Annotated in this window: 24 protein-coding genes; 12 read left to right on the top strand and 12 right to left on the bottom strand. The window is 54.3% G+C overall.

Features of this window, described 5'->3' with window-relative positions; translation table 11 throughout:
- The first annotated feature begins 242 nt into the window (after positions 1 to 242).
- From NHG65_RS14710 to NHG65_RS14695, 4 genes are all read left to right on the top strand, one after another.
- On the top strand, positions 243 to 932 hold the full coding sequence (locus NHG65_RS14710; RefSeq protein ID WP_099064236.1) for an alpha/beta hydrolase: 690 nt from the start codon (positions 243 to 245) through the stop codon (positions 930 to 932).
- 157 nt (positions 933 to 1,089) lie between these two features.
- Positions 1,090 to 1,650, top strand: coding sequence for a fasciclin domain-containing protein (locus tag NHG65_RS14705; protein WP_099064235.1), 561 nt, complete (start codon positions 1,090 to 1,092; stop codon positions 1,648 to 1,650).
- Between the two features lie 66 nt (positions 1,651 to 1,716).
- A complete protein-coding gene (locus NHG65_RS14700) occupies positions 1,717 to 2,271 on the top strand; it encodes an RNA polymerase sigma factor (RefSeq protein ID WP_499182335.1) in 555 nt (184 codons plus the stop codon).
- Complete coding sequence (locus NHG65_RS14695) at positions 2,268 to 2,930, top strand: anti-sigma factor (protein ID WP_499182334.1); 663 nt, start codon at positions 2,268 to 2,270, stop codon at positions 2,928 to 2,930. Before NHG65_RS14700 ends, NHG65_RS14695 begins: the two co-directional genes overlap by 4 nt.
- Before the next feature lie 11 nt (positions 2,931 to 2,941).
- On the opposite strand, the gene NHG65_RS14690 is transcribed toward NHG65_RS14695, so the two are convergent.
- The 3 genes from NHG65_RS14690 to yeaG all read right to left on the bottom strand — a co-directional run bounded on the left by NHG65_RS14690 (position 2,942) and on the right by yeaG (position 7,632).
- Positions 2,942 to 3,514 (bottom strand): type 1 glutamine amidotransferase family protein, encoded by a 573-nt coding sequence (locus tag NHG65_RS14690; RefSeq protein WP_099064232.1) that lies wholly within the window; start codon positions 3,512 to 3,514, stop codon positions 2,942 to 2,944.
- Between the two features lie 850 nt (positions 3,515 to 4,364).
- Entirely contained in the window at positions 4,365 to 5,633 is a 1,269-nt protein-coding gene (locus NHG65_RS14685; RefSeq protein ID WP_283603367.1) for a YeaH/YhbH family protein, read from the bottom strand.
- A 64-nt stretch (positions 5,634 to 5,697) separates the two neighbouring features.
- Positions 5,698 to 7,632, bottom strand: a complete 1,935-nt coding sequence (yeaG, locus tag NHG65_RS14680; RefSeq protein WP_099064230.1) for a protein kinase YeaG — start codon at positions 7,630 to 7,632, stop codon at positions 5,698 to 5,700.
- A 428-nt stretch (positions 7,633 to 8,060) separates the two neighbouring features.
- Between yeaG and NHG65_RS14675 the strand changes: the two genes are divergently transcribed.
- Entirely contained in the window at positions 8,061 to 8,825 is a 765-nt protein-coding gene (locus NHG65_RS14675) for a MipA/OmpV family protein (RefSeq protein ID WP_275880970.1), read from the top strand.
- A gap of 113 nt (positions 8,826 to 8,938) precedes the next feature.
- Here the strand turns inward: NHG65_RS14675 and NHG65_RS14670 are convergent, their stop codons facing one another.
- Both NHG65_RS14670 and gapA read right to left on the bottom strand, forming a co-directional pair.
- On the bottom strand, positions 8,939 to 9,814 hold the full coding sequence (locus NHG65_RS14670) for a D-hexose-6-phosphate mutarotase (protein WP_499182333.1): 876 nt from the start codon (positions 9,812 to 9,814) through the stop codon (positions 8,939 to 8,941).
- A gap of 80 nt (positions 9,815 to 9,894) precedes the next feature.
- The gene (gapA, locus tag NHG65_RS14665) at positions 9,895 to 10,890 is read right to left on the bottom strand and encodes a glyceraldehyde-3-phosphate dehydrogenase (protein WP_085117105.1); all 996 of its coding nucleotides are present in this window, start codon (positions 10,888 to 10,890) and stop codon (positions 9,895 to 9,897) included.
- 348 nt (positions 10,891 to 11,238) lie between these two features.
- On the opposite strand from gapA, the gene msrB reads away from it, so the two are divergent.
- Together msrB and NHG65_RS14655 are read left to right on the top strand one after the other, a co-directional pair.
- Positions 11,239 to 11,652, top strand: coding sequence for a peptide-methionine (R)-S-oxide reductase MsrB (msrB, locus tag NHG65_RS14660; RefSeq protein WP_099064226.1), 414 nt, complete (start codon positions 11,239 to 11,241; stop codon positions 11,650 to 11,652).
- Between the two features lie 64 nt (positions 11,653 to 11,716).
- Positions 11,717 to 11,989: a YeaC family protein gene (locus NHG65_RS14655; RefSeq protein ID WP_499182332.1), complete on the top strand. Its 273-nt coding sequence runs from the start codon at positions 11,717 to 11,719 to the stop codon at positions 11,987 to 11,989.
- Between the two features lie 37 nt (positions 11,990 to 12,026).
- Here NHG65_RS14655 and chiD read toward each other — a convergent pair whose 3' ends face one another.
- The 4 genes from chiD to sppA all read right to left on the bottom strand — a co-directional run bounded on the left by chiD (position 12,027) and on the right by sppA (position 17,161).
- Positions 12,027 to 13,307 (bottom strand): chitinase ChiD, encoded by a 1,281-nt coding sequence (chiD, locus tag NHG65_RS14650; protein ID WP_207979157.1) that lies wholly within the window; start codon positions 13,305 to 13,307, stop codon positions 12,027 to 12,029.
- A 232-nt stretch (positions 13,308 to 13,539) separates the two neighbouring features.
- Positions 13,540 to 14,172: a bifunctional nicotinamidase/pyrazinamidase gene (gene pncA / locus NHG65_RS14645; RefSeq protein WP_099064224.1), complete on the bottom strand. Its 633-nt coding sequence runs from the start codon at positions 14,170 to 14,172 to the stop codon at positions 13,540 to 13,542.
- 22 nt (positions 14,173 to 14,194) lie between these two features.
- The gene (ansA, locus tag NHG65_RS14640) at positions 14,195 to 15,211 is read right to left on the bottom strand and encodes an asparaginase (RefSeq protein ID WP_037419689.1); all 1,017 of its coding nucleotides are present in this window, start codon (positions 15,209 to 15,211) and stop codon (positions 14,195 to 14,197) included.
- A 93-nt stretch (positions 15,212 to 15,304) separates the two neighbouring features.
- The gene (gene sppA, locus NHG65_RS14635; protein ID WP_012145447.1) at positions 15,305 to 17,161 is read right to left on the bottom strand and encodes a signal peptide peptidase SppA; all 1,857 of its coding nucleotides are present in this window, start codon (positions 17,159 to 17,161) and stop codon (positions 15,305 to 15,307) included.
- A gap of 160 nt (positions 17,162 to 17,321) precedes the next feature.
- Between sppA and NHG65_RS14630 the strand changes: the two genes are divergently transcribed.
- The 5 genes from NHG65_RS14630 (at position 17,322) to NHG65_RS14610 (ending at position 22,404) form a co-directional block, all read left to right on the top strand.
- Positions 17,322 to 17,873: an NAD(P)H nitroreductase gene (locus NHG65_RS14630; protein ID WP_085117099.1), complete on the top strand. Its 552-nt coding sequence runs from the start codon at positions 17,322 to 17,324 to the stop codon at positions 17,871 to 17,873.
- Positions 17,874 to 18,027: 154 nt separating this feature from the next.
- The gene (gene selD / locus NHG65_RS14625; RefSeq protein ID WP_099064223.1) at positions 18,028 to 19,071 is read left to right on the top strand and encodes a selenide, water dikinase SelD; all 1,044 of its coding nucleotides are present in this window, start codon (positions 18,028 to 18,030) and stop codon (positions 19,069 to 19,071) included.
- Positions 19,071 to 20,189, top strand: a complete 1,119-nt coding sequence (mnmH, locus tag NHG65_RS14620; RefSeq protein WP_099064222.1) for a tRNA 2-selenouridine(34) synthase MnmH — start codon at positions 19,071 to 19,073, stop codon at positions 20,187 to 20,189. The genes selD and mnmH overlap by 1 nt, the downstream gene beginning before the upstream one ends.
- A complete protein-coding gene (locus NHG65_RS14615; RefSeq protein WP_261426454.1) occupies positions 20,189 to 22,114 on the top strand; it encodes a DNA topoisomerase III in 1,926 nt (641 codons plus the stop codon). Before mnmH ends, NHG65_RS14615 begins: the two co-directional genes overlap by 1 nt.
- Positions 22,111 to 22,404: a DUF1496 domain-containing protein gene (locus tag NHG65_RS14610; RefSeq protein WP_099064220.1), complete on the top strand. Its 294-nt coding sequence runs from the start codon at positions 22,111 to 22,113 to the stop codon at positions 22,402 to 22,404. Before NHG65_RS14615 ends, NHG65_RS14610 begins: the two co-directional genes overlap by 4 nt.
- Positions 22,405 to 22,413: 9 nt before the next feature.
- On the opposite strand, the gene NHG65_RS14605 is transcribed toward NHG65_RS14610, so the two are convergent.
- From NHG65_RS14605 to NHG65_RS14595, 3 genes are all read right to left on the bottom strand, one after another.
- Complete coding sequence (locus tag NHG65_RS14605; RefSeq protein ID WP_099064219.1) at positions 22,414 to 22,815, bottom strand: pyrimidine (deoxy)nucleoside triphosphate diphosphatase; 402 nt, start codon at positions 22,813 to 22,815, stop codon at positions 22,414 to 22,416.
- A 45-nt stretch (positions 22,816 to 22,860) separates the two neighbouring features.
- Complete coding sequence (xthA, locus tag NHG65_RS14600; protein WP_085117093.1) at positions 22,861 to 23,667, bottom strand: exodeoxyribonuclease III; 807 nt, start codon at positions 23,665 to 23,667, stop codon at positions 22,861 to 22,863.
- Between the two features lie 102 nt (positions 23,668 to 23,769).
- A complete protein-coding gene (locus NHG65_RS14595; protein ID WP_085117092.1) occupies positions 23,770 to 24,342 on the bottom strand; it encodes an LOG family protein in 573 nt (190 codons plus the stop codon).
- Positions 24,343 to 24,355 lie beyond the last annotated feature (13 nt).

Raw genomic sequence — 24,355 nt, 5'->3', positions numbered from 1 at the left:
GGCTGATTCGTGGCCACATGCCGACGGAGATCTGGGAAATCACTCGGGCCGAATGGAACGCCAGAAGGGATGTGGCCGCGGGTTAACTATTCGTAGCTATTGCTGAAAACCACGGATGTGAACTATATACAACAGGGCATATAAGGCGTTTTGGGCTTGATGCAGATGGCGCTGGAAGGATAGCAGTGCTGTGTGAACGGGTCTGGCGTAACGCCTCCACGTGGTAAAAGAGGGAATCTGTCATGAAGGTAAAACCTACTGTAGTCCTGGTCCATGGATTTTGGGGCGGTGCAGCGCACTGGAGTAAAGTCATTACCGAACTGTCACATAAAGGATATCACTCGATTCATGCCGTAGAGATGCCGCTGACATCGTTGGCCGATGACGCAGAGCGCACGCGCAAGATGGTGGCACAGCAGGAAGGGCCTGTTCTTCTGGTCGGCCATTCTTATGGCGGCGCGGTGATCAGCGAAATGGGCAATCAACCCAATGTGGTCGGGCTGGTGTTTATCGCCGCCTTTGCGCCGGATGCCGGCGAAAGCCCTGGTGCTATCACTCAGCAACATCCACCGATCGCAGCGGCGAACCTGGCGCCGGACAGCGATGGCTATTTATGGATTAAAGCCGATAAATTTCACGAAAGCTTCTGTCAGGATCTTCCCGCCGATGCGGCACTGGTGATGGCGGTAACGCAGAAGGCACCGCTGGCCAGCACCTTCGGCAATGAAATCACTGAGCCTGCGTGGAAGCACAAACCTTCCTGGTATCAAATTTCCAGCAATGACCGGATGATTGCGCCTGAAAATCAACAGCATATGTCGGCGCGATTGAAGGCTAAGAAAGTGATCACTCTGAATGCCAGCCATGCCTCGCTCGCTTCACACCCACAGGAAATAGCCACTTTTATTGATGATGCGGCTAACGCTTCGTAAACGCCCATCGTTCAGACCCCGCAACTGCGGGGTTTTTTTATGCCCTGAGATGGGCGGCTAAAATTATTTTTCCTGCGCTGCATCCAAAAGCATCTCCTCGTACGTATATCCGAATGTGAGGCAAAACTTCACCTATCTTACTTTCGAGGAATTGGTCATGAAAAAGCTCATTACTGGCGTTTTATGTGCATCGGTCCTGTTTAGCGGCGCGTCAGCCGCTGCCATGATGTCTGATCAAGTCATGGTCGGCGGGGCAGCCATGTATCCAAGTAAAAATATCGTCGAGAACGCTGTTAACTCCAAAGATCACTCTACTCTGGTGGCAGCAGTCAAGGCTGCAGGGTTGGTAGATACCCTACAAGGCAAGGGACCCTTTACCGTTTTTGCACCAACTAATGCGGCCTTCGCCAAATTGCCCGCGGGCACCGTCGATAATTTATTGAAACCGGAAAATAAGGCGTTGTTGACCAGTGTGCTGACTTATCACGTCGTGGCGGGCAGATATGATATGAAGCAATTGGAAAAGAAAATCCACGAGGGTAAAGGGGCTGCTGAATTGAAAACGGTGAACGGACAACCTCTGTGGATCATGAGCAACGGGCCACACAATATTCAGCTTAAAGATGGAAAGGGCAATATTGCTAATATAAGCACCTATGATGTGTTCCAAAAAAATGGGGTGATTGATGTTATTGATACCGTCCTGATGCCTAAATAAATTAGGGCTATACTTGGTGCGGATGGCCTGAATAACGGTCATCCGCAACCCGAATCAGGATGGGACATGATAGTACCTTTACCGGAACATGATGTGGCGATGATGAAGGCTATAGGCCGTGGCGACCGTCAGGCCTTTGAACAGCTGTATCGTCAGATGTCACCGCGTTTGTATGCCGTTGCTTTGCGCATACTACGACGACAATCCTGGGCTGAAGAAGTGTTGCATGAGAGCTTTATCAGCGTGTGGAATCGGGCTGCCAGCTATGACCCGCAGCTCAGTTCCCCTCTGACCTGGCTGACGCACATTGTGCGCAATCGTGCCATCGACTGGTTACGCGGTACGGGTGGCAGGGCGGCAGAACGTGAGGAGGAGTTCGAAGATATTGACGGCGCCAGTCTCACCGAGCCCGTCGAGGAGCTGCAGCGTTCGCAGGAGGGGCAAAAGCTGACGGCGTGTTTAGAACATTTGCCCATCGATCAACGGCAAAGCATTGTGCTGGCTTACTATCAGGGTATGTCGCACGGTGAGGTTTCTGTCTATCTTCAACAGCCGCTTGGCACAGTTAAAAGCTGGATCCGCCGAGCACTCGATCATCTAAAAGACTGCGTGGGATTATGAAAAACCGGGGGGAGTATGACTCAGCCCTGGCCGCGGAGTATGCACTAGGTACGCTGCGTGGCCCGGCGAGATTCAGACTGGAGCAGCGGATCCGTCATGAACCGGAACTGGCCGCCCTGGTGGCACAATGGCAGCGATTATTGGCTCCACTCGACGATGGGTTGGTACCCATAATGCCACCGGAGCGAGTGTGGAAGAAAATTCAACTTAGCCTGCCACCGGTAGTGGGCCAACGTCGGTGGCGCTGGGATTATCTCGCCTGGGCTCTCGCCGCCGGTTTAGCCGCTGTGGTGTTGGTACCACGTTTTATCGAACCTCCGTCGGAGTTTATTCCTGCCGTGGTACTGAATGGCAGCCAGACCGGCAGCGGACAGTGGATTGTGGGGCTGGATAAAAAGACACGACATCTGCAGTTAACACCGGTCAATGCGCCGCCTATCGCCGTAGCTAACAGCCTGCAACTGTGGGCGATCCCTGCCGGGGAAAAACCGATTTCGCTGGGCATCGTGGCGGCACAACGGGTGACGCGACTCGCACTGGATCCGGTTCAGTTGTCCAGGGGGATGACCATCGCCATTAGCCTGGAACCGGCCGGCGGCTCGCTAACCGGGCAACCGACGGGGCCGGTACTGTACAGCGGGCTGCTCGCCTCATTGTAATGGCAATGGTGTTAAACCGGCCTGCGATGTTCGGCCGCATGCATTGCCAGATAAGTTTTGAGATTCTCGTCGCTCACCCCTAAGGTTGCTAAAATCTCGGCCATAAAGCTGACCGGAGCGCTACCGGGGGCGGTGATCACGCGCCGATCGGCTACGGCGTAAGGCACATCCTGATAGTACGCAGCCCCACGATAATTGAGTTGCGACAGGTTTTCCGCCGAATTGGAGGTATGACGGAGGTTATCCAGCACACCCGCTTGCGCCAATACGCGGGTTCCATCGCAAATGCCGGCGACAACGATGTTCTTCTCATAGGCCTGTGCAACCAGCCCGGTGATATTGGGGGCCTGTTCTGTCTGCCATGCGGTGCCGCCACAAACGATCAACAGGTCGATTTCATCCAGTTGGATGGCCTCGATCGCCAACTGCGGTGTCACCAGCATGCCGCCGGAGGAGATGACAGGGGTCCCCTTGGGTGAGGCAAAACGGGTGTCGAAGCCATAATAGCCACGGCAGGTGGAGTTGATCAGCGCGGTTTCCCAGTCGGAGAAATTCTCGGTAAGAATGGTGATAACTCGTGTCATTGGCGCGTATTTCCCTGTGCATTTGGTCATGGCGCGTGGAGGTTTTCTCCCGCAGGAATACCCAGTCTAACGGCGACCACTGCCAGTTTCTGTCAGTAGGGTTCGCGATTTAGCATTCTGTTCAGTGAAAAGGTTGAGACCAAAAAAATCCCGCACAGCGGCGGGATTAAGGGATGATATCGAAAGCTGGATGCTGTTGTGATTCTACGGTGTTGTGTGCCATCCATATGACGACAGTAGCGCACCTGAATTTCAGCGACAAGACGATAATCTATAATGCCGCATGTATCAGAATATCCTCATAAAAAATCAGAAGTCTTTGCTCAGAGGTTAATTCTGGCTGGTGTTGGAGCCAGCTGGATGAAGTGGTCATGTGATAAAGGTTATTGAACCACTTCCTTGTGGGGAGGCGTCCTATCGTCGGTTCCGCTTGGTGTTGAAAGTAGTTCCCCTTCTTTGTCGCAAATACATGACAAAGGAAAATACAACAACTGCAATCAAAACGACGATGATGGCGATGGTCAGTAATTCCATGGCACTCACCTGAGATGGCAATTTGGCCCCCCATTAAATAGGATTTTTCCTAACTTGCGCAATGGGCATTGGGTCCGTGATAGGTAATTAGGAATTACCTTAGCTATCGACGGTATCACCGGACTGGTTGAAAAAACCATGAAATGAACAACAACTTAGCTTTATACCTCAGGGGTAAAACGGGGAGGATGTTGAGTTTGTAATGAGGGGGATTATATAAAACCTGAAGTAAATCTCTCCAGTGGAGTTTTTCATTATTCTTCTAAAAGAAAACGGCCGATTAATCTGATTAACCGGCCGTGATTAATAGTACGAGTTATGCTGTTTGCTTATGAAAAAGCTCGCGGAATACCGGGTAGATATCGTCCGGTTCGCGGATATGCTGCATGGCAAAGTTTTCGAATTTTGCCTGTAAATCTTCGTACTCACGCCACAACGTTTGGTGGGCGCGGCGAGTAATTTCAATGTAGCTGTAATAACGCACCATCGGCAGCAGCTTCTTCGCCAGCAGTTCGTGACACAGCGGGGAGTCATCGGCCCAGTTGTCGCCATCCGACGCCTGTGCGGCATAGATATTCCACTGTGCCGGGTCATAACGCTCTTCAACCACTTCATTCATCAGCTTCAGCGCGCTGGAAACAATGGTGCCGCCAGTCTCCTGCGAGTAGAAGAACTCCTGTTCATCCACTTCCTTCGCCTGGGTATGGTGACGGATGTACACCACATCGACGTTTTTATAGGTTCTGCTCAGGAACAGGTAGAGCAGAATATAGAAACGTTTAGCCATGTCTTTGGTCGCCTGATCCATCGAGCCGGAAACGTCCATCAGGCAGAACATCACCGCCTGGCTGGAAGGTTCGGGCCGACGCTCATAGTTCTTGTAACGTAAATCAAAGGTGTCGATAAAGGGCACTCTTTCGATTTTTTTGCGCAACTCGGCAATTTCCTTACGCAGCCGCTCCTCTTCCAGCAGTTGCACCGGTTCGGTGTTTTCCATCTGGGTGAGTTCATCTTCCAACTCATGTAAGGCGCGCCGTTTCCCGGCGGTCATGGCGGTACGTCGCGCCAGTGAATTCTGCAACGAACGTACCACGCTGATATTGGCCGGCACGCCGTTGGCGGTGTAGCCGGCCCTATGGGTTTTGTACTCGGTGAGTTGCTTATACTGGTTCTTTTTCAGGTTTGGCAGCGCCAAATCTTCAAACAATAGGTCAAGATACTCGTCCTTGGAGATCTGGAAGACAAACTCGTCCTCGCCTTCACCATCCTGACTGGCGTTACCCTGGCCGCTGCCACCGCCGCCGCCACCCTGTGGGCGTTCGACGCGGTCATTCTGGACAAAATGGTCATTACCTGGATGAACGCGGTGGCGTGTGCCACCGCGACCCTGATGAAACATCGGTTCGTTGATATCGCCAGAGGGGATCGAGACTGACTCCCCGCTGTCTACGTCGGTGACCGAACGCTTGTTGATGGCTTCGGCAATCGACTGTTTGATTTGCGACTTGTAACGACGCAAGAAGCGCTGGCGGTTCACCATGCTCTTGTTTTTGCCATTAAGCCGTCGGTCAATAAAATACGCCATACTTCCCCCAAACGACGTTGCCAACTTTCTACGCCATCTCCATGACGCTAATTCTCATTAGACGTTATGAAGACTTTCTGACCCGCAGATACCATTCACACAGCAGGCGAACCTGTTTGCGGGTATAGCCTTTCTCCATCATGCGGTCGACGAAGTCGTCGTGTTTCTTCTGCTCATCCGTTGAGGTTTTAGCGTTAAACGAAATCACCGGCAGTAATTCTTCGGTGTTCGAGAACATTTTCTTCTCGATCACGGTACGCAGCTTCTCATAGCTGGTCCAGTTAGGGTTGCGGCCACTATTATTAGCGCGGGCGCGCAGCACGAAGTTGACTATTTCGTTACGGAAATCTTTCGGATTGCTGATGCCGGCAGGCTTCTCGATTTTCTCCAGTTCGGCGTTCAGGGCCTCGCGATCGAACAGCTGACCGGTATCCGGATCACGGTACTCTTGATCCTGGATCCAGAAGTCTGCATAGGTCACGTAGCGGTCAAAAATGTTCTGACCGTATTCCGAGTAAGACTCCAGGTAAGCCGTTTGGATCTCTTTGCCAATAAACTCGGCGTATTTCGGGATCAGGTAGCCTTTCAGGTGTTCCAGGTATTTCTCTGCCTGATCCTGTGGGAATTGCTCGCGTTCGATCTGCTGTTCCAGCACGTAGAACAGGTGGACCGGGTTAGCGGCGACCTCTGCGTGATCGAAGTTAAACACCCGTGACAGAATTTTAAACGCAAAACGGGTGGACAGGCCGTTCATGCCTTCATCGACCCCGGCATAGTCGCGATATTCCTGATACGACTTGGCTTTAGGATCGGTGTCCTTCAGGCTTTCACCGTCATAGACGCGCATTTTCGAGTAAATGCTCGAGTTTTCCGGTTCTTTCATGCGAGAGAGCACGGTAAAGCGTGCCAGCGTTTCCAGCGTACCCGGGGCACATGGCGCATGGGTCAGTTCACTGTGATCGAGCAGTTTGTCGTAGATTTTGATCTCTTCCGACACCCGCAGGCAGTAAGGCACCTTGACGATGTAAACACGGTCGAGGAAAGCCTCGTTGTTTTTGTTGTTACGGAAGGTCACCCATTCGGATTCGTTGGAGTGAGCCAGAATAATACCGCTGAACGGCAGGGCGGAGATCCCTTCGGTCCCGTTGTAGTTACCTTCCTGGGTGGCGGTCAGCAGAGGATGCAGCACCTTGATCGGCGCTTTGAACATCTCCACGAACTCCATGATCCCCTGGTTGGCGCGGCACAGGGCACCAGAATAGCCGTAGGCATCCGGATCGTTCTGCGCGTGATTCTCCAGCTTACGGATATCGACCTTACCGACCAGCGCCGAGATATCCTGATTGTTCTCATCGCCCGGTTCGGTTTTGGCGATGGCAATCTGTTCCAGAATGGAAGGGCGCACTTTTACCACTTTGAATTTGGTGATGTCGCCGCCAAACTCATGCAGGCGTTTGGCTGCCCACGGCGACATGATGGTGCCGAGGTAGCGATTCGGGATGTTATATTCTTTCTCCAGAATATTGGCATCCTCCTGCGGGTTGAACAGGCACAGCGGGTGGTCATTAACCGGGCTGCGTTCACCGTTGGCGCTCAGGGTGTAAATCGGCACCAGTTGCATCAGCGCTTTCAGGCGTTCCGCCAGCGATGATTTACCGCCGCCCACCGGGCCCAACAGATAAAGGATTTGTTTTTTCTCTTCGAGCCCCTGAGCGGCGTGTTTCAGGTAAGAGACTATCTGCTCGATAGCTTCCTCCATGCCGTAGAACTCTTCGAATGCCGGATAGCGTGCGATCACGCGGTTGGAGAACAGGCGAGACATGCGCGATTCGAGCGCAGTGTCGACCATTACTGGTTCACCGATAGCCATCAGCAGACGTTCGGCCGCATTGGCATAAGCACTGCGATCTTGCCGGCAAATGGTAAGAAAGTCCTGCAGTGTGAACTCTTCGTCCTTGGCAGCTTCGTAGCGCTGGCGATAGTGGTCAAATATGTTCATGGCGATGCCCGTCCTTTCGTTATTAGCACAGGTAAAGGGAGCTGGTGCTGGTCTTTTGGCTCCCGAAAGAAGAAGTTATCCCTGAGTACAGCAACCCGTATGCCAACTTGGTGCGCTTATTATCGCGAGTTGCGCTGTATTGCCACTGGCTCAGGATTTATTCACCTTCTGATTTAAGCTTAGTTTGCATACCAGAAAATTTCCTGCTTGGTAAAAGGCTTTTTTTAAGTCATATCAATGACTCAGTTATTACAGGGATAGCCAAATGCCTTGTCTGGCGCGGCTTGCGGCAAAAAACGTCATGGTTCTGCCATGATTAATTCATATTTCCGATCTAAGTTATTCGATCTTGGTCGTTTTCTATTGTAAAGATTCAGCGCGCAACGGAATTCTCACATAAACTAAGCACGCTATTAACTCTGTTATTTATGGAAAAAGAACCAGTGAAGATTTTTAAACTTAAAACGCTAGCAATTATCGCTTCCGCAATGGTTTGTGCGCAAAGTGCTCAGGCAGGAACTTGGTCACTCGGTGCTTCAGCGCTGGTTAGCCCGGATCCGTATCGTGGCTATCAAGACCGCGTATATCCGGTACCCGTCATTAACTATGAAGGTGACGACTTCTACTTCCGTACGCTGACCGCCGGTTATTACCTGTGGAAAGATCAGCAAAATCAATTGAGCCTGATGGGCTACTTCTCCCCGTTGGGCTATCGCCCAGGTGACAGTGACGACGACCGCATGAAGCAGTTGGACAAGCGTCGTGGCACCCTGATGGCCGGTCTGGCCTATTCGCATTTTGCCGAGTGGGGCATTCTGCGCACCACCTTTACCGGCGATACGCTGAACTACAGTAACGGTATGGTGGCGGACTTTGCCTACCTGTATAAATTTGAGCTGGGCGATTTCACACTGGTTCCGGGGGCAGGCGTCTCGTGGAGCAGCAAAAACCAGAACAAATACTACTTTGGCGTGAGTGAAAATGAATCTCGCCGCAGCGGCCTGGACAGCTACACGCCAGGTGATAGCTGGGCGCCGTACGCTGAGCTGAGTGCCAACTATAAGATCAACAAGGACTGGGATGCCTTCTTTGTTGGGCGCTACATCAGTTTGTCCAGCGAAGTGAAAGACAGTCCTATGGTGGATAAATCTTACACCGGGCTGTTGATGACGGGTGTGAAATACAGCTTCTAATCGAGGCTCGCACAATTATAGTGCGATGAATGCATCATAAAGGGGCGTTAGCGCCCCTTTTGCACATCTGTAGTGCAGTGGTTGGGTGGCAGGCTTCACCTCCCATAACGGGCTCAGGCGTTGTTACGGACCCGGAAGGTCACGGCCAACCGAGCCGGTTGTTCACCTGCAGCAACCAGCGGTTTACTGATGCGACCGGTTTCTACACAAACCATGGTTTTATAACCGTCGTTGGGCATATCTGCCATGCTGCAAGACAGCTCTACGCCCGGGTTCCAGGCAATCACATCACTCATGTGATGGTGATGAACCTCAATGGTGCGTTGTAGCGACGCATCCTTGATCAGGCTGAATGCGTCCGGCTGGGTATAAACCCGGTCAGTCTGGCCGACGAAGGTCACGTCACCCACCTGGCTGGCTTGTGCGCCAGCGGCCACTTTATCAATGTAAGGCTCGCCGAGGCCGGCCACTTTGACCTGGGCAATATCACCAATCTGGAAGTAGGTGTGCAGGGCGGCGGTCGCCTGGTAGTCGCCGTGAGATTCCAGCTCTATTTCACATTCCTCACCCAGTTTGAAACGGGCAATCAGCGTAAAGGCATGTGGCCACAGGCTGCGGGTTTGCTCATTGTCTTTCAGCGTAAAGGTCAGAATAACGCCGTTATCGTCTTCATCGTGCGCCGTCAGGCTCCAGGCTTGGTTGCGGGCAAAACCGTGCGAAGGTTTTGCCACTGGGCCAAACCAGGGCCAGCAAATCGGCACGCCACCACGGATGGCATTGCCTGTTTTAAATGGGGTGTTGTTGCTCAGCCAAATAACCGGTTTTTCACCGGCAGGTTGCCAGGCCAACAGGTGTGCGCCTTGCAGCGAGATGGCTGCGCGTACTTTAGGATGGGAAACCACCACCACCGGCAGCTCATCAAGCTGGCGTTGACTGATATAAGGTGTAATTTGTTCGGTAACGGGTAGGGTGAAAATTTTTTCGTTCATCGGGTTGCCTTTTGTTCGCCGTAAAAACAAAAAAAGGGCGACAAAAATGTCGCCCTCATCATCAGCTTAACATCAATCCATTATTTGGAGATGTGAGCGATCAGATCCAGAACCTTGTTGGAATAACCAGTTTCGTTGTCGTACCAGGCAACCAGTTTCACGAAGCTGTCGCTCAGTGCGATACCGGCTTTGGCATCGAATACGGAAGTCAGAGTTTCGCCGTTGAAATCGGTAGAAACCACTTCGTCTTCGGTGTAGCCCAGCACGCCTTTCAGCTCGCCTTCAGAAGCGGCTTTGATAGCAGCACAGATTTCTTTGTAAGAAGCTGGTTTTGCCAGACGAGCAGTCAGGTCAACCACAGACACGTTCGGAGTTGGAACGCGGAACGCCATACCGGTCAGTTTGCCGTTCAGTTCTGGGATAACTTTACCTACTGCTTTAGCAGCGCCGGTAGAAGAAGGGATGATGTTCTGGGATGCGCCGCGGCCGCCGCGCCAGTCTTTGTGAGACGGGCCATCAACAGTTTTCTGAGTAGCGGTAGTTGCATGCACAGTGGTCATCAGCGCTTCAACGATACCGAAGTTGTCGTTGATAACTTTAGCCAGTGGTGCCAGGCAGTTGGTGGTACAAGAAGCGTTAGAAACGATTTCCTGACCAGCGTAAGATTTGTGGTTCACGCCCATAACGAACATAGGGGTGTCATCTTTGGATGGGCCAGTCAGAACAACTTTCTTAGCGCCTGCAGCGATGTGTTTACGTGCAGTTTCGTCAGTCAGGAACAGGCCAGTTGCTTCAGCAACGACGTCAACGTTGACTTCGTTCCACTTCAGGTTAGCCGGATCTCTTTCTGAGGTACAACGGATGGTTTTGCCGTTAACAACCAGGTGGCCGTCTTTAACTTCTACTGTGCCGTTGAAGCGGCCGTGAGTAGAGTCATATTTCAGCATGTAAGCCATGTACTCTGCGTCTAACAGGTCGTTGATTGCAACGATCTCGATGTCAGAACGTTCTTGAGCAGCACGAAAAACAATGCGACCGATACGGCCAAAACCGTTGATACCTACTTTGATAGTCATATATTCCACCAGCTATTTGTTAGTGAATAAAAGGTTGCCTGTAAAATTACAAAAACCTTACCAAGCGTCAAGCGGAATCGTGTCAATTCTTGCTGCAAATCAAACCTGGAAGCCGGGTTTGAGTGCTTATTGCACATTCCGTTTGCGTTCGGCCTCATCCGTTATATGGGGTCAAACCGCTAAGTATAAAGTCAGCCTGTTTAAGATATGTGATCGGTGTCACATATTGTCATGGCGTGACCTTTATGGGCTACAGTTTAGGCCAAAAAGCGCTGCAGTGTTGTTAATTTTTTGTTATTATTACTCATTGTTTTCGTTGACATTATCCACATTCAGAGAAACGCACAAATGGCTAAAGAGACAACCCCTGACCATCCGGCCACGGAACTGAATGAAATCCAACGTTATGTCACTCAGGAACGTGGTACCGAGGCGCCGTATTCCGGCAAACTGCTGCACAACAAACGCGAGGGCGTGTACCATTGCCTGTGCTGCAACCATCCGCTGTTCTACTCCGACAGCAAGTATGACTCCGGCTGCGGCTGGCCGAGCTTCTATCAGCCGGTCTCCGACGATGCTATTCGTTATCTTGATGATAATACGCATAATATGCATCGCGTTGAGATCCGCTGTGGCCATTGTGACGCACACCTGGGGCATGTTTTCCCCGATGGCCCGCAGCCAACCGGCGAGCGTTTTTGCGTTAACTCGGCGTCGCTGAGCTTTACCGACGGTGAGAACGGCGACAAAACGGCCGGCTGACGGATTATTCAGTGAGAAAAATCGATTCAGCTAATTATTCTTCCACGAGTGAGGACATGCTCTGATGGACGTAAAAGATCTGATTGCCGCCATGACGCCGGAAATCTATCAGCGACTGGTGCTGGCCGTTGAGTTGGGCAAGTGGCCGGACGGTGTAGTGCTAACGCCGGAACAGAAAGAAAATAGCCTGCAGGCAGTGATGTTGTGGCAGTCATTGCACAATGCTGACCCGCAGCATATGAGTATCGGCACCGACGGCCAGATTGTGATGAAGAGCAAGCAGGAACTGAAACAGCAGTTCATTGCTGAACCGCTGGTCAAGTTAAAGCCGCAGTAAATCTGACAGCAGGGCGATGCTCGCATCGCCCGCTGATTTATCGTTTCCCGCCGTTAATTCCCAGTGACTCCGCCAGTTGATGTGCCAAGCGGTTATTGTCGTCTGCGCCATATTCCCAGAACATCGCACCGCCCAACCCTTTGCTTTTGATGTAGTCAGCCTTGAGTTCCACCGAACGCGGGTTCTCATATGAAATGGCAAACAGCGGCTTGCCCTCAGCGGATTTCATCGTCAGGTAGGGGACCTGTGCATCACTGTCCCAATGGGCGGTGAAGCGCCGTTGCGGATCGTTCAGCAGTTTGCTGACGATATCGTTGTATTTGAAGTAGCTGTCCTTGGTCAGATCCAGCCCCATCTCCTTGAACACGGCGGTTTCGCGTGCGGTGAAGTAGGGCTGGGTGACCGGGTTTTTGGCCGCGTCCGGTTTATCCCAGTCAACGCCCGCTTCGGTTGCCCGTTTTGGCACCCGGCCATAGAAACCAATGCCCAGATTCAACTGGGCCGGCTTCAACCCGGCCGCCAGATAGTTTTCCACCACAAAATTGGCGCTGTAACGATCGGCGGCGGCGACGGTCGGCCACTGTTTGGAGTCATACAGGTTGGAGTTGAAGTATTGGGTGCCGTACGCCATGTCGTAGGTCATCAGGTTGATGTAATCGAGGTAGGGCGCAATGCCTTTAACATCGACCCATTCCTGCGGGCTTTTCACATTGGCGCCGACGGCGATAGTCAGCAACTTGCCTTTATCCAGGGCTTTATGCAGCTCTGCCAGCAACAGCGTGAAGTTGGCGCGATCCGCCGGTTGGCTTTCGACCAGTCCCCAGGCGCCGTTAACCGGGTATTCCCAGTCGAGATCGATGCCGTCCAGATGATATTGCTTAATTACCTGCTGCACCGAACGGATAAACACCGCCCGGCTTTCCGGTGTGGCGGCCGCACCGGAGAACCCACGTGCACCCCAGCCGCCGACGGACAGCAGCACTTTCAGTTCCGGGTTCTGTTTACGCAATACCGGCAGCAATTGCAGGTCAGCCATGACCTTGGGCGACAGATAGATTTGGTGCAGGCGAGCCGGATCTTTTAGCGCCGGGTTGGTTTCCTGTTTCTCGTCGTTGTAAATCAGGCCGAAAGAGTAATTGAGATGGGTAATCTGAGTGACGTCCAGCTTGTTGATATCGCCGCCAGGGCCGGCGGTAACGTCACCGCCGCCGTTGAAATAACCGACGGACAGGTAAGAAGCGGCGTGGGCCATGCCGGCACCGGCCATACCAAGCTGCACCGCTACCAGTAAAGGCAGCAGTTTACGGGTTAATACCATGTAATCTCCTTTGGTCGACAAGGCCGACCGAAACCGCCTGAGGCGGTAATCTAAAGCCGGGCTCAATGGGCCCCGGATGCGTATAACTTACTGATGCCAATGCATCAGCGGTCATAACAGCAAAAGCGACGCAGACGAACAAGATGTAATCACAGGAGAATGGTTGGAATGTGAGCGATGTCGAGGTTTGGACCGAGGGAAGGGTAATGGGCGCAACCCGCGCCCAGGGATATCAGCGAGCGATAAATTGTGACAGGGTAACGAGGTGTGCACCGGCCTGCTGCATCGCCTGGAAAGCTTGCTGGCTGTCGCCGGGCTGTAAATCAACGCCGCGACAGCCATCGGTGATCACAGTGGTCTGATACCCCAGCGCCAGCGCATCCAGCACGCTGAACTTTACGCAGTAGTCGGTTGCCAACCCCATAATCGCCAGATGGCTAACCTGCTGCGCTTTCAGCCAGGTGTCCAATTCGGTTTGTGAGCGGTGACCGTTGTCGAAGAAGGCGCTGTAGCTGTCGATATCCGTATTTTGCCCTTTACGGAACACCGCGATAATGTCCCGCTGGTGCAATTGTGGATGAAACTCAGCGCCCTGGCTTTCCTGTACGCAGTGCACCGGCCACCACACCTGAGGTAAGCCTTCGAGTTCACCCAGGGTACCGACCTGCGCGTTGGCGTTTACCGCAAAGCTACGGTGATTGGCGGGGTGCCAATCCTGGCAAGCGACCACCGGCTCACCGCGCGCGGTGCAGGCCGCTATCGCCTGATTGGCTGCGGTAATCACGGCATCACCGCCGGTTACCGCCAGTGCGCCGCCGGGGCAAAAGTCGTTTTGCAAATCGATAAGCAACAGGGCAGTTTTCATCGTCACTCCGTGGTGTGGAAGGTTAACCGCTGATACTCAGCTCACCGCGCAGATCTTGCTGCATCTGGCTACGGATTTGTTCCGGCGTCAGCGGTTGGCTCAGCAGGTAATGCAGCTTGGTCAATGCGGCTTCGACCGTCATATCAAACCCGCTGATGACGCCGGCATGGGCCAGCGCATTCCCGGTGGCATAACCTTCCATATTGACCCGCCCGGAGATGCACTGCGTCAGGTTGACCACCACAATGCCGCGTTCAGAGGCATCACGCAATTCATCCACCAGCTCCGCTTTTTGTGGCGCGTTGCCCACACCGTAAGAGCGCAGGATCAAGGCTTTCACCGGCTGCAGCAGGAAGTTGCGCACGACCGCGCCAGAAATCCCTGGATAAATCGTCACTACACCGATCGGTTGTGGCGTAATGTCATGCACTTTGAGTTCGCCGTTGCAGGCCGGGCTGTCGATACCGTTCTGGCGGCGAATATGAATCCCGGCTTCCAGCAACGGCGGCAGATTAGGGGAAGCAAAGGCGTCAAAACCGTCAGCATGCGCCTTGGTGGTGCGGTTGCCACGGAACAGCTTGTTGTTGAAGAACAGGCTGACCTCATTTACTGGATGGTTGGCCGCCAGATAAAGCGCGTTCAGCAGGTTGGTCTGGCCATCGGAGCGCAGTTCCGCCAGCGGAATTTGCGAACCGGTGACAATCACCGGTTTGGCCAGGTTTTCCAGCATGAATGACAGCGCCGAGGCGGTGAACGCCATGGTGTCGGTACCGTGCAGGATCACAAAGCCGTCATAGCGGTCGTAATTCAGTTTGATATCGTCGGCGATATGCTGCCAGTCTTCCGGCGTCATGTCGGAGGAGTCGATCAACGGCGCATATTCATGAATGGTGAAGTCCGGCATTTCCGGCCGGTGGAATTCAGGCATCAAGGCCAGTTGACGCTGCAGGTGACCGGAGACCGGAATGTAGCCGTGCTCAGAGCGCTGCATGCCGATGGTCCCGCCGGTGTAGGCGACGTAAATCGATTTCTTTTGCATAGTGATTGTTTTAACAGAAATAAGATGGGCTGAATTATAGGGGGATAAGCGCAGAAAAAAAGCCCGGCGGGTGCCGGGCTGAGGATTAATTTGTTAGCGGACTTCTCCGCAGGTCAAACAAATGGCGTAGCGGTTTTGCGGATCGTTCAGGTTATTGAACAAACCCGGCTGCTCTTTGACCGCCATGGCCACCGACGCCAGCGGCGCAGGCAGCATGGACTGGATGGCTGCAGGTAGCATGGCGTGAATTGACACACCAAACTGGCTGAGCACCATGTCGGTCAGGCTTGGGGTATCAACAAACCAGTTAAGCTGCCACTGTTTCAACTGCGCCAGCTCGGCGGCTTTCTTCACCGCGTCGTCGAAGTCACCCAACTGATCGACCAACCCATTGGTCTTGGCATCGCTGCCCAACCACACGTGGCCCTGAGCAATCTGATCAACCTGCTGCGGTGTCATTTTGCGCGACTTGGCGACCAGGTCGATAAAGTTCTGGTAACCTTTTTCGATGTTCAACTGCATCATCTGCGAGAACTCTGGCGGCAGCGCCTTGGTGACGGCCAGATCTGCCAGCGGTGAGGTTGCCACACCGTCGGTATGCACGCCAATGCTGTCCAGCGTCTGCTCGTAGGTATTGATCACCCCGAAGATGCCGATGGAGCCGGTGAGGGTGCTCGGGCTGGCGATGATGTAGTCCGCTGGCGTAGAGACCCAATAGCCCCCCGAGGCAGCCATGCCGCCCATGGATACCACCACAGGTTTGCCGGCGGCACGTACCGCAGCCAACTCGGAGCGGATCACTTCAGAGGCACTGACGCTGCCCCCTGGGCTGTTGACCCGGAAAATCACCGCCTTGATGGCCGGATCCAGTCGCGCCTGACGCAGTTCTGCCGCGGTGGTATCGCCACCCACGGTGCCTGGCGTTTGCGGACCGTCCATGATCGCGCCGTTAGCGAAGATCACGGCGATTTTGCCGCCCTGATCCGGCGTCGGTTTCGGCTGGTAGTCGTAGATGCTGGTCGCGTTGAAATCATTCGCCTGCTTGTCCCAACCGAAAGTCTTGATCAGTTGGTTCTCGATCACGGTGCGCGACGCCAGTTCATCGACCAGTTTGTTATCCAGCGCATACTTCGCGGTATCACCACCGGCTGCCTGCATACCGCTAAGCACCCCTGCAGCACCCGGGAACAGTTGCTGTGCGGTGATCTGACGGTTGGCCGCCACGGTATCCAGATAGTTCTGCCACAACCCGCCAATCCAGCGGCTGTCGGCTTCACGGGCGGCCGGTGACATATCGTCACGGATCAAAGGTTCCACTGCGGATTTATACGTCCCGACGCGGAAGATGTTGGTGGTGACCTTGAGTTTTTCCAACAGCGACTTGTAGTAAAGGTTGTTGGTGGCAAAACCGTGCAGATCGACCGCGCCCTGCGGTGACAGGTAAACCTTGTTGGCGTAGCTGGCCAGATAATATTGCGTCTGGTTATAGCTGTCGCCGATGGCAAAGATCGGCTTGCCGCTGTCACGGAATTCACGCAGCGCTTTACCGATGTATTGCAGTGAAGGCTGGTCGGCACCGGCGAAGTCATTTAACTGCAATACCATGCCGGTAATGTTTTTGTCGTCTTTGGCCTTGCGGATGCTGTCAACCACGTCAAACAGGGAGTTTTCCTGCAGGCGATTGCTGGAAGCGCCCAGCAGTTCACGGCCCCATTGGCGTACCTTGTTGTTCATCGACGGCTGGTCAACTACCACGCCGCTCAGATCCACCAGCAACGCGCCGCGGGTAGGGACGGCAGGGGTGGTGGCACTCTGGAATGAAAGATAAATACCGACCCCAACCAGGATCAGCAACACCAGGAACAAATTAAGGATCAGTTCCCTGATAAAGTTCAGCAGACGCCATGTCCACCTGAAAACGCCGGCAATGATTTGCCACAATGTGCGCATGTGCTCTCCAGCAAGAGTCGAGAATGTTCCGCTATCCTAATGAGCGGCCGAGGAAATGTCAGCTTTAAATCGCGGGTCACAGAGGCTAATGCCGAGGCTGTCACTCACCGTTTAGCTATGTTAACGTGATCGTAATGAAAATTGTTATCAGGAGTTTATGATGGATGCACTGGATCTTTTACTGAATCGCCGCTCTGCGTCACGCCTTGCGGCTCCTGCGCCTACGGATGAGGCGCGTCAGAATATCATCAATGCGGGCCTGCGGGCGCCCGATCATGGCGCGTTGCAGCCATGGCGTTTTGTGATGATTGAAAACCAGGGTCTGGAGCGTTTTAGCCAATTGTTACAAGCTGCTGCGAAGCAGGACGAGATGGACGAAGCCGCGATAGAAAAGGCGACAAAAGCGCCATTCCGTGCCCCGTTGATCATCACCGTAGTGGCGCACTGCACCGAAGAAACCAAGGTCCCTCGCTGGGAGCAGGTGGTTTCTGCCGGCTGTGCGGTACAGGCGATGCAGATGGCCGCACTGGCGCAGGGCTTCAATGGCATCTGGCGCACCGGTGCCTGGACCGAGCATCCTCTGGTTCGTGAAGCCTTTGGTTGCCGCGAGCAGGACGAAATTGTCGGCTTCCTGTATTTGGGCACCCCGCAGCTAAAAGCGTCTACTAAAGTGATTGCCCCAGACAGCACGCCTTTCGTCAGCTATTTCTGATCCCTGTCGCGGCGACGGAAAAATGCGCTAAATCCCGCCATTCTGTGTTGTTTCTGAGCAGGCTGTTCGGTTATCGACAGCCCGCTCTTACCATTCCCCTCGGCAAGCGCTACCCTATGCTATCTTGAATGCCGTTAACCGAAGGGAGTGGTATATGACATCGCCAGCGATCCGTTTAACCCAGTACAGCCATGGCGCCGGCTGCGGTTGTAAAATCTCACCGAAAGTTCTCGAAACTATTCTGCACAGCGAGCGGGAGAAGTTTGTCGATCCCCGCTTGCTGGTGGGCAATGAAACCCGTGACGATGCGGCGGTGTATGACATCGGCAACGGCGTTGGCATCATCAGCACCACCGACTTCTTTATGCCGATTGTTGATAACCCATTCGATTTCGGCCGCATCGCCGCCACCAACGCCATCAGCGACGTCTATGCCATGGGCGGTAAACCGATCATGGCGATTGCGATCCTCGGCTGGCCAATTGCCAAGCTGGCACCGGAAGTGGCGCAACAGGTGATCGACGGCGGGCGCTATGCCTGCCAGCAGGCAGGTATCGCCCTGGCGGGAGGCCATTCTATCGATGCGCCAGAGCCTATTTTTGGCCTGGCGGTGACTGGCATCGTCAATACCGAGCGGGTGAAGAAAAACAGCGCGGCGCAGGCCGGATCCAAATTGTACCTGACCAAGCCGTTGGGCATTGGCGTATTAACCACCGCCGAAAAGAAAAGCAAACTGTTGCCAGAGCATGAAGGCCTGGCGACCGAAGTGATGTGCCAACTGAATAAACCGGGCACGGATTTTGCCGAAGTCGAAGGCGTGACGGCGATGACCGATGTCACCGGCTTCGGCCTGCTGGGCCACCTGAGCGAGGTTTGCCAGGGCTCAGGGCTACAGGCGACGGTATGGTTTGATCAGGTCCCTAAACTGCCTGACATCGAGCGTTATATTGCCGAAGGCTGCGTACCCGGCGGTACCGGGCGCAACTTTGAAAGTTACGGCCATCTGGTTGGTGAAATGACCGACCTGCAGCGCCAATTGCTGTGCGATCCGCAGACCTCCGGCGGCTTGCTGCTGGCAGTGCTGCCTGAAGCGGAGCAGCAGGTGCAGGCGATTGCCGAGCGCCACGGCATTCAACTCCAGGCTATCGGTGAACTGCATGCGGCCGTGCCGTCCAAACCCCTGATCGAGGTTGTCTAGTGTCAGCCTCGAGGGAACGGGAAGACACCCAGGACTACCGCCGTATTTTTTTGCAGGATATCCCGCTGATTGACGTGCGCGCACCGGTTGAGTTTCAGCAGGGTGCGTTCGCCAATGCGCTGAATCTGCCGCTAATGAATGACGATGAACGGCAGGCCGTCGGCACCTGTTACAAACAGCAGGGGCAGCAGGCGGCGATTGCGCTGGGTCATAGCCTGGTTAATGGCAGGCTGCGCGAGCAACGCACGGCGGCCTGGCTGGCGCAATGTGCCCAATGGCCGCAAGGCTATATTTATTGTTTCCGCGGCGGTTTGCGTTCACAGCTGGTGCAGCAGTGGCTGCGTGAGGCTGGCGTGACCTACCCGCGCATCACCGGCGGCTACAAGGCACTGCGTAATTTCCTGCTCACCACGCTGGAGCAGAGCGCCGAACTGCCGATGGTGTTGATCGGCGGCAATACTGGCAGTGGTAAAACTCTGCTGGTCAATGAACTGGCCGATGGCATCGATCTGGAAGGTGCTGCACACCACCGCGGTTCATCTTTTGGCCGAACGCTGGTGGATCAAAGCGCTCAGATAGATTTTGAGAATCGTCTGGCTGTGTTATTGCTGAAAAAACAGCATGGTGGCTGCCGCCGTTGGGTGCTGGAAGACGAAGGGCGCATTATCGGCAGCAACAACCTGCCGTTAGCGATCTTCAACCGCATGCAACTGGCACCGGTAGCGGTGATAGACGATCCCTTTGAGGTGCGTCTGGCCCGGCTACAGCAAGAATATATCGATCGGATGCGTATTGAGTTTGAACAGGCTTATGGCGTGCAGCTTGGTTGGCAGAAGTACGATGAGTATCTGCATCACGGCCTGTTTGCCATTCGCCGCCGCCTGGGGCTTGAACGTTTCCAACAGCTGACGCAACGCCTGGAATGGGCACTGCAGTGCCAGCAGGCCAGTGGAAATAGTGACGAGCATCAGGCGTGGCTGGTGCCGTTGTTGCAGCACTACTACGATCCGATGTATCACTACCAATTGGAAAAAAAATCCCAGCGGATTGTGTTCCGCGGGAATTATGCTGAAGTAAGAGAATTCCTGATGACGTACAGCCAGAATAACGGTGAATAATGCGACTGTTTATTGCCGAAAAACCGAGTTTGGCGCGCGCCATTGCCGACGTCCTTCCCAAGCCGCATCGTCGCGGCGACGGATTTATCGCCTGCGGTAACAATGATGTGGTGACCTGGTGTGTGGGCCACTTATTAGAACAGGCGCAGCCGGATGCCTACGACAGCCGTTATGCGCGCTGGTCGCTGGCGGATCTGCCGATCATCCCTGAAAAGTGGCAGTTGCAGCCGCGTCCGTCGGTCAGCAAGCAGCTTAATGCCATCAAAAAGCTGCTGCACGAGGCCGATGAAGTGGTGCATGCCGGTGACCCGGATCGCGAAGGCCAATTGCTGGTGGACGAGGTGTTGGATTACCTGGCGTTGTCGCCGGAAAAACGCCACAGCGTCCGCCGTTGTCTGATCAACGATCTCAACCCGCAGGCGGTAGAACGCGCCATTGAACGGCTGCGTGATAATCGCGACTTTATCCCCTTGTGTGTCTCTGCTCTGGCGCGCTCCCGCGCAGACTGGTTGTATGGCATCAACATGACCCGCGCTTACACCATTTTGGGACGCAATGCCGGGTATGACGGTGTGTTGTCGGTGGGGCGGGTACAGACGCCGGTGCTGGGGTTGGTGGTACGGCGTGACGAGGATATTGAAAACTTCGTTTCGAAGGACTTCTTCGAAGTTAAAGCACACATCGTGACGCCCAAAGACGAACGCTTTGTCGCTCTGTGGCAACCCAGTGACTCCTGTGAGCCTTATCAGGATGAAGAAGGGCGCCTGCTGCACCGGTCGTTGGCAGAACACGTGCTCAAACGTATCGAGGGCCAGCCGGCGCTGGTCACGTCTTATAATGATAAACGGGAATCAGATACCGCCCCCTTGCCGTTTTCACTGTCGACTTTGCAGATTGAGGCTTCCAAACGCTTCAACCTGAGCGCGCAGCAGGTACTGGACGTCTGCCAGCGGCTGTATGAAACCCATAAATTGATTACCTATCCGCGTTCTGACTGTCGTTACCTGCCGGAAGAGCACTTTGCCGGGCGTCATTCGGTGTTGAACGCCATCAGTGTTCATCAGCCGGATCTTTATCCGCAGCCGGTGATCGACAGCGATCGTCGTAACCGCTGCTGGGACGACAAAAAGGTCGATGCCCACCACGCCATTATCCCGACCGCCCGCGCTAGTAAGGTCAGTCTCAGCCAGGACGAACTGAACGTTTACGGTTTGGTTGCGCGACAATACCTGATGCAATTCTGCCCGGATGCCATGTTCCGCAAGTGCGTGATTGAGCTGGATATCGCCGGGGGCAAGTTTATCGCCAAGGCGCGTTTTCTGGCGGAAGCCGGGTGGCGAACGCTGTTGGGCAGTAAAGAGCGCGATGAGGAAAACGAAGGTTCTCCGTTGCCGGTGGTGGCGAAAGATGACGAGCTATTGTGTGAGCGCGGAGAGGTGGTTGAGCGTCAGACACAACCGCCGCGGCCGTTCACCGATGCCAGCCTGCTTTCCGCCATGACCGGGATTGCGCGTTTTGTTCAGGATAAAGCGCTAAAGAAAATCCTGCGAGCGACCGATGGTTTAGGGACCGAGGCTACGCGCGCAGGGATCATAGAATTGCTGTTCAAGCGGGCGTTTTTGTATAAAAAAGGGCGTTACATTCACTCCAGTGAAACCGGTCGGGCGTTGATCCATTCGCTGCCGGATATTGCCGCCCGTCCTGATATGACCGCCAACTGGGAAGCCACGTTGACGCAAATCAGTGAAAAATCCTGTCGCTATCAGGACTTTATGCAACCTCTGGTAGGCACTTTGCAGGAGCTGATTTATCAGGCCAAGCAGAGCCGGGCGAGTATGGCGTTTCGCGGGTTGCCGCCGTCACCTTCTACCGGGGCGAAAAAACGCAAGAAAAGCGCCGGTAAGGCGCGGGAGAAGAGCGAATGAATTATGGCTTACTGATGCTGGCCAGCGGCGCATTGCTGTTTTGTTCCACGGCGATGGCCAATCGTGGTGACGTGGATGTGGTGGTGCCAGTGTCGCCGGAAATCTGGGGTACGGCAAAAAATGCTGCCACTCAGCCAACGGCACAACCTTGCGTTCGCTGCTGTATCTATCAGGATCAAAACTATTCTGAAGGGGCGGTGCTCAAGGTGGAAGGGGAAGCGTTGCAGTGCGTACGCGACCCCAACGTGGTGGGGACTAACCCGTTGATCTGGATGCGTCTGAAGAAGTGACGCTGTAACTCAGACCTTCGCCCGCTGTGTGGCGATATAGGCAGTTAATAGCGGTACGTCCGCCGGGGCCAGGGGATAGTCAAACGCCTGCTCCGGCGCTAACCAAACAAAGTCCGAATGGCAGCGGTTTTGTAATTCACCGCTGAAGGTTGTCACCCGCCAGGCATGCAAGCGAATAATGCGTTCGCTTTGCTGCCACTGATTGCTGGCGACATAACTCCCCACACTGGCGACAATTCCTAACTCTTCGTCCAGTTCACGCGCCAGCGCCTGAGGTTGGCTCTCGCCTGCCTCGACCTTACCGCCGGGAAACTCCCACAGCCCAGCCTGATCGCTGCCGGCATCACGTTGTGCCAGAAGAATTTTGCCATTTTTTTCAATGATGGCGGCGACGACATCGATAATTTTCATGCGTACCACATAGCAAAACCCCGGCGGTGGCCGGGGTTGGATAAATTATAGTGAGAACTCTGCCCAGACCGGGGCGTGATCCGAAGGTTTTTCCATCCCGCGGATCTGATAATCGATGCCAGTCGCGGTGCAGCGTGCGGCCAATGGCGTGCTGGCTAACAGCAGGTCGATACGCAGGCCCCGGTTTTCATCGAACCCACGTGAACGGTAGTCGAACCACGAGAATTCATCGTTACGTTCCGGGTTCGCATGGCGATAGGTATCTACCAGGCCCCAGTTCATCAGGCGGTCCATCCATTCGCGCTCTTCCGGCAGGAAGGAGCACTTACCGGTACGCAGCCAGCGCTTGCGGCTTTCTTCACCGATACCGATGTCGTAATCGCTTGGGCTGATATTTACGTCACCCATCACCAGTACCGGTGAGTCCACCGACATTTGCTGCTCCAGGTAGTTTTGCAAATCCTGGTAGAAGCGCGTCTTGGCTGGGAATTTGATCGGATGGTCACGGCTTTCACCCTGTGGGAAATAGCCGTTGATTACCGTCAGTGTCCCTTGGGGGGTCGCCAGATCGGCCATGATGATGCGGCGCTGTGCGTCTTCATCATCGGTCGGGAAACCACGGCGTACGGCAAGCGGTTTTTCTTTGGTTAGCAGTGCCACGCCATAGTGGCCTTTTTGGCCATGGTAGAACACGTGATAACCGTGCTGACTGACTTCTTCCAGCGGGAACATGTCATCGTGAACTTTCGTTTCCTGCAGGCCGATGACGTCGGGCTGATGCTGTTCAATGATGGCGGCCAGCTGGTGCGGACGCGCACGCAGTCCATTGATATTAAAAGAGACAAACTTCATGAGCGGTGCCGTTTTTACAAGAAAAATGTGTTGAGATAGTAGCAGAGTTTGGCCAGAAATGTAACGCAGGCCAGCGGCAACGGCCGCCGGCGGCAAGCCAAATTATTTTGCCCAGCGGTCGTAATTCTTCGGCTGATAGTCGTCGAATTGTTGCAGCAAGGTTTGCGCTGAATCGCTGATATGCATGGTACCGAGGTAGTCATGGCGCATAAAGCCCTGATCGGCCACGTGCTGCAGGAAACTGTTTAACGGGCGATAAAAACCGTTCACGTCCAGCAGGCCAACCGGTTTGCTGTGATAGCCGATCTGACCCCAGGTCCAGATTTCAAACAGTTCTTCCAGCGTACCTATACCACCAGGCAGGGCAATGAATCCGTCTGCCAACGCCGCCATGCGCGCCTTACGGGTATGCATGTCCGGGACCACTTCCAGCTCCGTCAGACCCCGGTGTGCGGTTTCTGCTTCGACCAGGCGCTCAGGAATGATGCCCACGGCCTCACCACCGGCGGCAAGCACCGCATCCGCGACAATGCCCATTAACCCTTTCTTACCGCCGCCATAGATGAGGCGTCGGCCCTGAGTGGCCAGCGTCTGACCCAATTGCCGCGCATTCTCGGCATAAGCAGGATTAACGCCTTCGCTGGCGCCACAAAAAACGCAGATATTGTTACGCATGCACTTTCTTCCT

Source organism: Serratia myotis, from assembly GCF_027474885.1.
GTDB lineage: Bacteria > Pseudomonadota > Gammaproteobacteria > Enterobacterales > Enterobacteriaceae > Serratia > Serratia proteamaculans.
This window is presented reverse-complemented; position numbering and strand designations above follow the sequence as displayed.